Here is an 11,849-nt window from a genome sequence, read left to right as displayed (position 1 = left end):
GACGGCGGACCGGTCCGGGGGGCGGACAGCGCCTCCCGGACTGTTGTATGGACACATGCGACACATGTACGGACAAATACACGGTTCGGGTGGGCGTGGAGATTGGCTGAATGATGCCCATGGTTCGACAGGTCGAACCATCCGTGAATCGTCGTCAGATGGCTCATGCCAGGGGCGCGTTCCCTTTTCGTGCGCGCGCTCCGTAGCCCCTCCTGTGCGCCATTGTCGTGGCAGCATGTCCTCAGCGAGAGGTCACTCCTCTCGCGTGCTGAGGGTTGTCCACAGGCTGTGGAGGCGGCGATGCGGTGGCTGGTGGGATGGAGCAGTATCGCCGCGAGCTTCGGTACGGCCGGGGCCGTCGGGGCCGACGACGACGGCCGGACCATGCATCCGGTGGGCGGCCAACTCCTCTGGGGCGACCCCGATCCGCTGTGGGCGGTCGGCGACTGGCGCCCCGACGAGGTCCGCGTGGTCACCGTCGATCCCTTCACCCGCCTCGCCGTGCTGGGCTGCTGCGCCGCCAGCGACGAACAGCTGAAGGTCGGCCTGTTCGCGGCGCGCGGCGGCGCCATGCGGCATCTGACCGCCTGGGCGGGCAGCTACACCGCCGTCGTCCAGACCGGCCGGCGCATCATCATCGCCGGCGACCTGGCCGGGGCGAGACCCGTCTTCCACACCCCGTGGGCCAACGGCACGGCGTTCGCCACCGCCGCCCTCCCGCTCGCCGACCTCATCGAGGCCCAGCTCGACATCGGGCACCTGGCGGCGCTGCTCGCCTGCCCCGAGACCCCCGAGGCGCTGCGCGACTCGACCCCGTACGCGGGCGTCAGACGGGTCCCGCCCGGTCACGCGCTCGTCCTGCGCGAGGGCTCCCGTGAGATCACCGGGTACGAACCGGTGGCCTCGCTCGCCGTCGCCGCGCCCCAGGTCGACCCCGACCGCGCGGTGGACGGCGTGCGGGACGCGCTGGTGGAGGCGGTACGGGCCCGGCTCACCGCTCCCCGGCACGCCCCCGGGACGCTGCCCCCGGACCCGGGGCCCGTGCCCGGCATGGGCCCGGCCGAACGGCGCGCGGCACGCGGGGCGCCCGCCCCGGGCATCGGCGCGGACCTGTCGGGAGGCAGCGCTTCCGGCACCCTCGCCCTGCTCGCCGCCGGACTGCCCGGCGTACCCGGCACGATCATCGGACACGGCACGGGGGCGGGGGAACGGCTGCTCGCCGTCACCTTCAACGACCTCGCCACCGGCGGCCGGGAGGCCGAACTGGAGCGGGCCCGCGCCATGGCCGAGAACCCGCGCCTGCACCATGTGGTGGTCGCCGCGGCCGAGGAGGCCCTGCCGTACGCCGGACTGGAAGGCCCGCTCACCGACGAGCCGGGGCCCTCGCTGGTGACCGCCGAACGCCACCGGCGACGGCTCGCCGCGGGCAGCGCCGACCACCTCACCGGGCACGGTGCCCGGCAGGTCCTGGACGCGCACCCGGCGCGCCTCGCCGATCTGCTGATGGACCGCAGACGCCGCCACCTGCTGCGGCCGGTCACCGCGCTGGCCAAGGCGACCGGACCCTCCGCCGGCTCCCTGCTGGTGCCGCTCACCGTCTACCGGGCGGCGCGCAGACTGGCCCGGACGCCGTACCGCACCGGTCTGGAGACCGCGGCGGACAGCCTGCTGGAGGCCAACCGCAGCTCCCTGAACGGAATGCTGAACGACCCCCTCGGCGCGTCCCTGGCCGCCCTCGCCTGGTCGAGGCCCGGTCCCGCCGCGCGCTGGCTCACCGGTGAGGCCCTCGCTGAAGTATCGGTTCGCCTCAACGAGGCGGCCACCAGGCCCACTTCCGTCCAACGGCCCGGAGAGGCCAGGGCAAGGGCAGCCCTCGCCCGGCACGCGGCCGACCACCGGATCCTGGAACAGGCCGCCGAAGTGCGCAGCCAGCGACTGCACGCCCCCTTTCTCGACAACCAGGTGGTACGGGCCTGCCGCGACCTCCCCGAATCGCTGCGGGTCCAGCCCGGGGCACGCGCCGAGATCCTGCGCGCCGTTCTGGCGGGGGCGGGCATCCACGAGCTGCCCGCCGGCTGGGGGGCCACCTCCCACGCGCCCTCGGCGGCCGCGACCCGGGCGGGACTGCGGCTCTCGCTCCCCCATCTGATGGTCCTCTTCGACGCACCGCTCCTCGCGGACGCGGGGCTGATCGAGGCGCGGGTGGTCCGCAAGGCCCTGCGGGCGGCGGCCGAGGGGGAACCGGTGCCGCTGGACGGCATCGCCGACCTGGTCTCCACGGAGCTGTGGCTCCGCCGGCTCCTCTCCCGCCGGGGCACGTGCTGGACGGGCACGGCGGCCCCTCGTCAGCGCGCGGTCGCGGCAGGAGTCCCCCGCCCGACTCTCCGGTCCTGAGCGGACCCGACGGCTCCGGTCGCGTCCGCTTCTCCGTCCGCTTCAGACGGACCCGTCCGGCGGCACCCGTCCGGCGGCACCCGTCCGGCGGCGGTCGCCGGGCAGTGCTCGCCCGAAGGCGGTCAACGGCAGCTGATCCGCGCCTGTGCCCAGTCCGCCAGTGCCACCGAGCCGAGCGGTACGTCATGCGGCTCGACGACCAGACGGATCGACGTCCGGCCGGTGATCCCGGCGTGCACCGGCACCGCCGCGTCCCCGCTCCGCACCACCGGGGAGCGCCACAGCCTCTCCCCGTCCCCGTACACGGAGAACCGCACCGCCCCCAGACCCCTCGTCAGGTCGTCGACGCCCACGAGCGCGTCGTACGCGGAGCACCGCCGGTTGAGGTCGATGGTGACGGACGAGGAGGCGTGCACGGTCACCCCGTGCCCGTACCGCTTGCCGCCGATCGACATGTCCCGGCGCTGCCACACCCAGCCGGACCCGCCGATCCGCACCTCCGGCTTCGTGTGGTCGCCGGTGAGGCCGAAACGCAGGGCGCTGACCCGGTAGACGGCGGGGGCGGGCGGGGGAGCCGGTCTCGGGGCGGGCCTGGGAAGGTGTTTCGGAGCCGGCGGGGAAGCGGTCCTCGACGCGGTCGGCGTGGGCGCGGCGGGGGCGGGCGGAGGAGGCGGGGGCGCGGGCTCCGCCGGGACGGGACGAGGGGCCGGCGCGGGTGGCGGGCTCGGCTCCGGGCTCGGCGGGGCGGGTGCGCGAGGCGCGGGCCCCGGCGGCCGCGGGGCGGTCTCCGGCGGTACGGCGGGCTGTACGGCGGGCGGCCTGGCCGCCGGCTCCGGCGCGGGCTGCGGGTCGCCGGACAGCGCCCACACCAGCCCGGCGGTCGCGGCGACGGCCGCCGTGGCCGCGATGCCGGCCTTCGCGGGGACGCCCAGGGCCTCGCCGGCCGCCCCGCCCGCGGACGCCGCGCCCCCGGTTCCCGCCCCGGCGGCGGCCGCGCCCGCCCCGGCGGCGCCCGCGACACCACCGGCCACCACGCCGGCGGCCTTGACCGAGAACCCGGCGGCGAACCACCCGATGACGGCCGTCGGCAGCAGCGCCGGGATCCCGGCGTTCACCTGCTCCAGCTCGCCCGCCGCCAGCCGGCATCCGGCGCACTCCTCCAGGTGTTTGCGCAGGCCCCGCTCGGCCCGCATCCGCAGCCCGCCGCGGGCGTACGCGCCCAGCCGGTCGGCGTACCGCGCGCAGTCGCCGCCCGAGACGAGCGCCTGGTTCACATGGGCCTGGAGATACGCCTGCTTGAGGCCCTCCCGGGCCCGGCCGGCCAGCACCGCCGTGGCGTTGGCGGTCAGCCCGAACAGCGGCGCGACCTCGCTCGGCGACTCCTCCTCCACCGTCGTGTGCCACAGCACGGCCTGCCAGCGCTCGGGCAGCGACCGGAACGCCCGCATCGCCAGGGACTGCTCGGCCCGGTGCATCGCCCGGACGTCCGCGCCCAGGTCGAGCGTCCGGGGGTCGGGGACCCCGGCCGAACGGGCCGCCTGGGAGGCGAACACCGCGAAGTCCTCGATCAGCTGCTCGCGGCGGGCGGTCCTCGACCAGGCCGCGGCCACGCGCCGGACCGTCGTGAACAGGTACGCGCGCACGGCGTGCCGGGGCCCGGCGCCACCGCGTACCGCCTGCAGCGTGCGGGCGAACACCTCGGCGGTCAGGTCGTCCGCGGTGTGCGCGTCACGGCAGCACGTACGGGCGTAGCGCCGCACGGCGTCCGCATGGCGGAGGAACAGCTCCTCGTACGCGCTGTCGTCGCCCGCCCGCAGCCACCGGATCAGTTCGGCGTCCGAGGGGGGAAGCCCGATGGGCGGCGGCAGCACGGAGTCGTGAGCGCCGCCCTCGCGCTGCGCGGGGACGCCCGCTTCACGGGCCGGTGGCCCGGTGGGATCCGGGGCGGCGGGTCCGTCGTTCCCGGCGGCACCCGAGGAGCCCCCCGGGCCGCCCTGGCCCGGCACCTGGCCCGGCGCCCGGCCGGCGGCGCGCCGTCGGCCCGTCCCCGTCGCCCCGCCGCCGTCCGGCAGGGGTCCGTCCCGATCGTCACCGCTCATCGCGGAGGTTCCCGTACCACTGCTCAGACCCGAACATCGGGCCAGAGTGACATGGCGCGACCCCGCGCCCGGGTGCGTGAGCCCACCAACCACTCATCCGGGGACGGTTCCCGAATGCCAGTTCCCACCCCCGCCTGTTCGGGCCCGGCGGAGCCGGACCGAACAGGCGGGCGGACCAGGGCCGGCCGGAGGCGAGACCGCACCCGGACCTCACCCCCGGACTCCGGGCCCGGTGTCGCCGGGCCCGAGGTCAGCGCGTCACGCCGCAGGCCGGGACCGCAGGCCTTCCAGCAGGATGTCGAGCAGCCGCGTCGAAGCCGCGCTCTGCTGTGCCGCGTCCGGAAGCGAGGGAGCCGCCGTCGCGATGACCAGCAGCACGTCCGCCACCGTCACATCGCCCCGCAGCTCGCCGGACGCCCTGGCCCGGTCGACCAGCTGCCCCACGACCTCCAGCAGCTCGGCCGCGCCCGTCCCCTCCAGCTCGTCCGCCGGCGCCGTCACCGCGCGGGGTACGACGAGCCGGGGATCGGTCTGGGAGGCGGCCCGCTGCTGCGGCACCCGTGCCTCGTCCAGCGGCTCGCCCGGACCCTCCGGCGATTCGGCCGGCGTGTCGTCCACGCGCACCCGGAGCACCTGCGGCGGCAGCAGCCGGCCCGCGCCCGACGCCACCGACGTCCGGAGGAACCGGGAGAGCGCCGACCAGGGCTCCTCCTCCTGGCCCAGGGCCGTACGCGCCTGCTCGGTCAGCCGGGAGGTCTCCTCCTCGGCTATTCGGCGGACCAGCACGTCCTTGCTGGGAAAGCGCCGGTAGACCGTACCGACCCCGACCCGGGCTCGGCGCGCCACGTCCTCCATCGGCGCTCCGTACCCCAGCTCGCCGAACACCTCGCGAGCGGCCCGCAGGACGTGCTCCAGATTGCGCTGGGCGTCCACGCGCAACGGCGCGGTGCGGCTGGAAGCACTGGTCACCGCGCGTCCCAGCCCGTGTCCCGCGCCGTTGCCGCCGCCGATCCCGTCGGTCGACGGCGCGACGACGGTCTGCCAATGAGAATCCTGAATGTGCATAACCGTTCCCCCGGTAATGATGTCTCCCCCCGGAGACTCCCCGCCCTGACATCCGGGGCCCCGGACCCGACACGCTCAGGTCATGCGCGCAACGACCCGACACCCCGACGACATACGAACATAGTTGAGTCGGGGTCAATTCAGAAGGGGCAGTTCCGTCCGGTGCGCCCCCCGATCGGAGCAAGGGCCTGAACACTCCCGATTCTGCCCCCTCCCACACCCCTTCTCCCACCCCTTGACCTGCGCCGTCGTCCGCACAATGGGGCTTCGGCCCCCTCTCGCCCGGCATGACTTCCGGTCACACAATCTGTCGTGGCTGTGGACAAACCCCGGAGCCCGTTGCGTCATGGGTAGGTGACCGAACCTGTGCGCATTCTCGTTGTCGGCGGTGGTTACGTCGGGATGTACACCGCCCTGCACCTACAGCGGCTGCTCAGGACCGAGCTGAGAAGCGGCTCGGCCGAGATCGTCGTGGTCACCCCCGACCCCTATATGACGTACCAGCCGTTCCTCCCCGAGGCGGCGGCCGGCAACATCTCGCCCCGCCACGTCGTGGTGCCGCTCCGCCGGGTCCTTCCCGCGTGCAGGATCGTCATCGGTGAGGCGAAGGCCGTCGACCACGCCAAGCGGACGGCCACCATCGACACCCTCGCCTCCGAGGAGGAGGGCGCCGGCGCGCTGCAGATCTCCTACGACGAACTGGTCCTCGCGCCCGGCTCCATCTCCCGCGCCCTCCCCGTACCAGGGCTCGCCGACTACGCCATCGGGTTCAAGACCGTCGAAGAGGCCATCGGGCTGCGCAACCACGTGATCGAGCAGATGGACATCGCCTCCTCCACCCGCGACCCCGCCATCCGCGACGCCGCCCTCACCTTCGTGTTCGTGGGAGGCGGCTACGCCGGGGTCGAAGCGCTCGGGGAACTGGAGGACATGGCCCGCTACACCGCGCGGTACTACCACAACATCAAGCCCGAGGACCTGAAGTGGGTCCTGGTCGAGGCCACCGACCGGATCCTCCCCGAGGTCGGCGTGGACATGGGCAGGTACACCGTCCGCGAGCTGCGCGCCCGCAACATCGACGTACGCCTCGAAACCCGCCTGGAGTCGTGCGTGGACCGCGTCGCCGTACTGAGCGACGGCAGCCGCTTCCCGACCCGTACGGTCGTGTGGACGGCGGGCGTCAAACCCGCGCCCGTCCTCGGCGCCACCGATCTGCCCCTCGACGAACGCGGGCGCCTCGTCTGCACGGCCCGTCTGACGGTCCAGGGCGTCGAACACGCCTGGTCGGCCGGGGACGCCGCCGCCGTCCCGGACGTGACGGCCCACCTGCCCGGCAGGGAGTGCGCGCCCAACGCCCAGCACGCGGTGCGCCAGGCGAAGGTCCTCGCCGAGAACCTCGCCGCCTCCCTCCAGGGGCGCCCGCTCAAGGAGTACGCCCACAAGTACGTGGGGTCCGTCGCCTCGCTCGGCCTCCACAAGGGTGTCGCCCATGTCTACGGCCGCAAGCTCAAGGGATATCCGGCCTGGTTCATGCACCGGACCTACCATCTGAGCCGGGTCCCGACGTTCAACCGCAAGGCCCGCGTGCTCGCCGAGTGGACCCTCGCCGGACTCTTCAAGCGTGAGATCGTCTCGCTCGGGTCGCTGGAACACCCGCGGGCCGAGTTCGAACTCGCCGCGGCTCCTCCGCCTCCCGGGAAGACCGCCCGGAGCGGCCCGGGCGGGGGGGCGGAGGGCGCCGTGCCGGACACCGGACCGGCCGCCGGCCCCAGGAGCGCCGCGGACGAGGCCGCGGAGGGCGGAACCGCCGACGGCGGTCCGAAGTCCGACTGACCGCATTGTCAGTGCGGTCGGTCACACTGGACGTGTGACCATAGGTGGGCTCACACCTGCACAGAGTGACTCAGCACGGCAACGACACCACGAGGCATACAGATCCGTGAACTTCACGCGTTGGAGCGCCCGATTCCCCGGTTCGCAGCGCCGCATCGCCGCGCGCGGTACCGACCATGGGAGCTCGCGGGCGCAGCGAGGGGAAGGCTCCGTGCCCGCGGCGCGAGGCGGGTCCGATCAGCAGCCGGAGCCCCCGCCCGACGGCGCCCCGGCCCTGGAGGACTTCTCGGTACGGGAGATCCTCGGGAGCCTGCCCGGTCTGGTGGCCCTGGCGTACGGCCCTGAGCACCGCATCGCGTACGTGAACGACGCCTACGCGGCCGCGTTCGGCCCCCGGGCGGCCGGCGGCCGCGCCGCCGACGCCTGTCCCGAGCTGGCCGAGCTGGGACTGCTCCCGCTGATGGACCAGGTCCTGCGCAGCGGGAAGCCCCGCACGGTCAAGTCCCGCCGGACGCGGGGCGGCGGTTCCTACACGGTCGCCTGCCTGCCCGTCGACACGCGCGGCCAGGAGGGCGGCGGGGTCCTGGTCCACGCCGCCGACGTCACCGATCACGCGGAGGCCGCCGAGCGCCTCAGGGCGAGCGAGCGCCGGCACCGCGAGACGGCCGTCACCCTGCAGAGATCCCTGCTCCCGCAGGAGCTGGAGCAGCCCGACGACCTCCGGGTGGCCGCCACGTACCAGCCGGGCGGTACGGACGCCGCGGTCGGCGGCGACTGGTACGACGTGATCACGCTGGGCGCGGGCCGCACCGCACTGGTCATCGGCGACGTCATGGGCCGCGGGGTGCGGGCGGCCGCCGTGATGGGGCAGCTGCGCACGGCCGTGCGTGCGTACGCGCGCCTGGACCTGCCGCCCCACGAGGTGATCCAGCTCCTCGACGGCCTCGCCTCCGAGATCGACGCCACCCAGATCGCCACCTGCGTCTACGCCGTCCACGACCCCAACGAGGGCCGTCTCGTCTATGCGTCCGCGGGCCACCTCCCGATCCTCGTCAGGGACGAGGACGGCACGGTCCGGCGCGCCGAGGACCCGACGGGTCCGCCGCTCGGCACCGGCGGCTGGCTGCACACCTCCGGGACGATCGCCCTGCCGCCCGGCTCGACGGCCGTCCTCTATACCGACGGCCTGGTCGAGCGGCGCCGTGAGGACATCGACGAGGGCGTCGCGGCCCTGGAGCGCGCCCTCTCCGGCGCCACCGGCAGCCCCCAGGTGGTCTGCGGCCGGCTGCTGCGGGCCCTTGGTGTCACCGCGGAGCACGACGACGACGTGGCCGTGCTGGTCCTCCAGCACCCTTCGCGTACGGGAGCCGACGCCGAGCTGTTCCACAATGCCGCGCTGGACCTGCTCGGTGGCGTCGAGGCGGCTCCCCGCGCGCGTGCCTTCGCCTCCGGGGTGCTCGCCAGCTGGCGCTTCCCGGTCGAACTGCGCGATCTGGGCGTCCTCGCCACCAGCGAGCTCGTGGCCAACTCCCTCCAGCACGGGACACCGCCGATGCGTCTGCGGCTCCGTCGCACGGACCGCCGGCTGATCATCGAGGTGACGGACGGCGACGACCACCTGCCGCGCCGCCGCCGTGCCGAAACGGAGGACGAGGCGGGTCGCGGCATCTCGATCATCGCCACGATCGCCTCGTCCTGGGGGAGCCGCCGCACGCCCGGAGGCGGCAAGGCGGTCTGGTGCGAGTTCGCGCTGCCCGACTAGGGCCTCTTGTCCGGATCTTGCCGGGCCCGACCCGGACGAAAGACCCCGGGCCCCGAAGCCGGGGCCCGGGGCCGCCGGCCGGATCACCCCTGGGCGGTGGCTTCCACCGGCTGCCCGGGCTTGTGCCGGGCCACGACGCGCGACGTCGCGACGAGGTAAGGATGGTCCTGCGCCGGGGTGAGCTTGCGGCCCAGCCGCAGGGCCAGCACGGTGATGCCCAGCGAGAAGAGGACGAACGTCACGACGTACGGTCCGTGCAGTGCGGCTCCCATGGGGCCGCCCACCGCGGGACCGACCGCCAGGGCGAGCTGCTTGACCAGGGCGAAGGCCGAGTTGTACTGCCCGACCATCGACTCCGGGGCGAGGTCCGCCACCAGCGGCGCCACGGTCGGCGACAGCATGGCCTCACCGAGCCCGAACAGCCCGTACGTGGTGATGAAGGCAGCCGTCGCCATGGTCTGGCTGCCGTGTCCGAGCCCCGCGTACCCCGCGAACAGCCACGCCACGGTCCAGATCAGCCCGACGCCCGCGATGACGCGGGTCCGGCTGCGGCGCTCGACGAACCGCAGCACCAGGAACTGCGCGACCACGATGACGGCCGTGTTGGCGGCCAGGGCGATGCCGAGGGTGGACGGCTGGATGCCGGCGGCCTCGGTCCCGTAGGCGGCCAGACCCGACTCGAACTGTCCGTAACAGGCGAAGAAGAGCACGAAGCCCAGACCGCACAGCTGGACCATCGCCTTGTGTCCGAGCAGCGCCCGCATGCCGCCCCTGGCCTTCGCCTCGGTGTTCTCGGGGCGCGCGTCCGCGATCGACGGCGTACGCGGCATCCGCACGGTGGCGGCGATCCCCGCGAGGACCAGGAACATCGCGGCCTCGATGGAGAACAGCAGGAGGAAGCTGCCCGGGCGGCTCGCGTCGACGATCTGGCCGCCGATGAGGCCGCCGACGCCGAGACCCAGGTTCTGCAGGAAGAACTGCGTGGCGAAGGCCCGCGTCCGGGTGGACGTGGACGAGCACCACACGATCATCGTCGCCAGCGCGGGCTGCATGACCGCCGTACCGGCACCGAGCAGCGCCGCGGACAGCACGACCGCCGGCACGTTGCCGGACAGGCCCATGCCGATGGACCCCATCGCGGCAAGGAGAGCGGCGCCCACCAGCACGGGCAGCGGCCCGCGCCGGTCGATGGCCCGTCCGGTGAAGGGCAGGACCACAAGAGCGGCCATGGCGAAGACCGCCAGTACGGCACCCGCCGTACCGGCGCCCAGGTCCCGCACCTGAGCCACGTACACATAGAGATACGGAACGGTGAACCCGAGCCCGAACGCGCTCAGCGCGTTGCCTGCCTGGATCCGGCGCATCGCAGCGCCCATCGCCTTGGTCACACTCACCTGCTTCGAAGCTTGAAGGTACGGAGGACTGAAGTCTGAAGACTTCAATACTAAAGTTCGATCCTTAACTGTACACATCGAAGGACTTCAACGCCAACCAAGGCCGTGGAATACTCCTGCGCATGTCCGACACCCAGGAGCCGAGCCTCGATGAGCAGATCGCGGCCTATCAGCGCGAGTACCGCGACCTCGACCCCCAGGTCGAGAAGGTGGTCTCCGCCCTCGGGCGGCTGAACCGCCGGATGAACGTCGCGTACGGGCGGCAGGTCGCCGAGCTCGGCATCAGCAACGCCGAGTGGGAGGTCCTCAAGACCCTCGTCCTGTCCGGCGCGCCCTACCGCCTGGGCCCCGGCGAGCTCGCGAAGCGCCTCGGTCTCACTCCGGCGGCCATGACGCACCGCATCGACCGCATGGCCGGCGACGGCCTGGTGACCCGCGACCGGGACGAGAACAACCGGGTCCGCGTCATCGTGGAGCTGACGGACGAGGGCCGCACCAAGTGGCTCGAAGCGATGCGCATGGCGACGGGCTTCGAGGAGGACCTCCTCCAGGACCTGTCGAGCGAGGAGCGCGGGGTGCTGGGGGAGATGCTGATCCGCCTCCTGCGCCGCGTGGAGCACGCCCAGCCGGACGCCGGCGGCCGGCTCACCGACCTGGACTAGGGGGTGACCGGGAGGTTCCGTCGGCCGCGACACCCTGTACGTCCTCCCGGCAGCCCCTCCGGGCGCGGGGGGTGTGCCCCCACCGCCGCCGGCGAGTGCACGACCCGCAGGCCGCAGCCCCCGCCCTCCCAGGGGAGGGAGGCGCCGGCACTCTCCGGACACTCCTCGGACCTTCTTCCCGTCCCGACCGTGCCGGGCTCACCCGCCCGGAGCAGGGCGTGACCCGTCCGGCGGAGGGGAGTTGACACGGCCTCCGCCGATCCGTAAGGTTCTTCGAGTTGTCACGGAGCCGGAACGGTTCTGCGACAGCCATCCCGCCGCGAATGCGGCAACCAAACTCAGCACTGCCTCCCGATCGGGACGTATTCCGGCATGCCGGAATTCATTTCGAAGACTCGATTATGAGTCGCCCGGGAAATCCGCTAGAGTTTGAAACGTCGGAACGGCCCAACAGCCGCAAAGACAACTCCCGCTGACTGGGAATCAGGCCCGAAAGGATCTGATAGAGTCGGAACCGCCGGAAAGGGAAACGCGAAAGCGGAGAACGGCCCGGCAGCCCGCTCCAGCGGGTGGCGGAAACGGAAATCGGATCTGCTAAGCTGGAAACACGAAAGACCGAAGGGAAGCGCCCGGAGGAAAG

General features: G+C 73.4%; 7 protein-coding genes. 4 read left to right on the top strand and 3 right to left on the bottom strand.

All coding sequences use genetic code 11. From position 1 onward, the window contains the following. Window positions 1–300 precede the first annotated feature (300 nt). Window positions 301–2,394, top strand: a complete 2,094-nt coding sequence (locus tag PUR26_RS17010) for an asparagine synthase-related protein (protein WP_329873244.1) — start codon at window positions 301–303, stop codon at window positions 2,392–2,394. Between the two features lie 122 nt (window positions 2,395–2,516). Here the strand turns inward: PUR26_RS17010 and PUR26_RS17005 are convergent, their stop codons facing one another. Both PUR26_RS17005 and PUR26_RS17000 read right to left on the bottom strand, forming a co-directional pair. Continuing rightward, window positions 2,517–4,493 carry a sigma-70 family RNA polymerase sigma factor gene (locus PUR26_RS17005; RefSeq protein WP_329873243.1) on the bottom strand — a complete coding sequence of 659 codons (1,977 nt, stop codon included), beginning with the start codon at window positions 4,491–4,493 and terminating at the stop codon, window positions 2,517–2,519. Between the two features lie 258 nt (window positions 4,494–4,751). Then, on the bottom strand, window positions 4,752–5,558 hold the full coding sequence (locus tag PUR26_RS17000) for a TetR/AcrR family transcriptional regulator (RefSeq protein WP_329873242.1): 807 nt from the start codon (window positions 5,556–5,558) through the stop codon (window positions 4,752–4,754). A 402-nt stretch (window positions 5,559–5,960) separates the two neighbouring features. On the opposite strand from PUR26_RS17000, the gene PUR26_RS16995 reads away from it, so the two are divergent. Together PUR26_RS16995 and PUR26_RS16990 are read left to right on the top strand one after the other, a co-directional pair. Next, window positions 5,961–7,391 (top strand): NAD(P)/FAD-dependent oxidoreductase, encoded by a 1,431-nt coding sequence (locus PUR26_RS16995; protein WP_443077103.1) that lies wholly within the window; start codon window positions 5,961–5,963, stop codon window positions 7,389–7,391. Between the two features lie 106 nt (window positions 7,392–7,497). Next, window positions 7,498–9,153, top strand: a complete 1,656-nt coding sequence (locus tag PUR26_RS16990; protein WP_329873240.1) for an ATP-binding SpoIIE family protein phosphatase — start codon at window positions 7,498–7,500, stop codon at window positions 9,151–9,153. 83 nt (window positions 9,154–9,236) lie between these two features. Here the strand turns inward: PUR26_RS16990 and PUR26_RS16985 are convergent, their stop codons facing one another. After that, window positions 9,237–10,529, bottom strand: coding sequence for an MFS transporter (locus PUR26_RS16985; protein WP_329873510.1), 1,293 nt, complete (start codon window positions 10,527–10,529; stop codon window positions 9,237–9,239). Window positions 10,530–10,669: 140 nt separating this feature from the next. Between PUR26_RS16985 and PUR26_RS16980 the strand changes: the two genes are divergently transcribed. Continuing rightward, window positions 10,670–11,209, top strand: a complete 540-nt coding sequence (locus PUR26_RS16980; protein WP_329873239.1) for a MarR family winged helix-turn-helix transcriptional regulator — start codon at window positions 10,670–10,672, stop codon at window positions 11,207–11,209. Window positions 11,210–11,849: the final 640 nt, after the last annotated feature.

Origin of the sequence: Streptomyces sp. SP18CS02 (genome assembly GCF_036322365.1) — a bacterium.
In the GTDB taxonomy this organism is placed as follows: Bacteria; Actinomycetota; Actinomycetes; order Streptomycetales; family Streptomycetaceae; genus Streptomyces.
Note: the sequence above shows the minus strand (reverse complement) of the source record. Positions and strands in the feature narration are given on the sequence as shown.

Bases quoted from the DNA above. Each gene is read 5' to 3' on its own strand.
- PUR26_RS17000 (WP_329873242.1), bottom strand. From the start codon at position 5,558: ATGCACATTCAGGATTCTCATTGGCAGACCGTCGTCGCGCCGTCGACC.
- PUR26_RS17005 (WP_329873243.1), bottom strand. From the start codon at position 4,493: ATGAGCGGTGACGATCGGGACGGACCCCTGCCGGACGGCGGCGGGGCG.
- PUR26_RS16995 (WP_443077103.1), top strand. From the start codon at position 5,961: ATGTACACCGCCCTGCACCTACAGCGGCTGCTCAGGACCGAGCTGAGA.
- PUR26_RS17010 (WP_329873244.1), top strand. From the start codon at position 301: ATGCGGTGGCTGGTGGGATGGAGCAGTATCGCCGCGAGCTTCGGTACG.
- PUR26_RS16980 (WP_329873239.1), top strand. From the start codon at position 10,670: ATGTCCGACACCCAGGAGCCGAGCCTCGATGAGCAGATCGCGGCCTAT.
- PUR26_RS16985 (WP_329873510.1), bottom strand. From the start codon at position 10,529: ATGGGCGCTGCGATGCGCCGGATCCAGGCAGGCAACGCGCTGAGCGCG.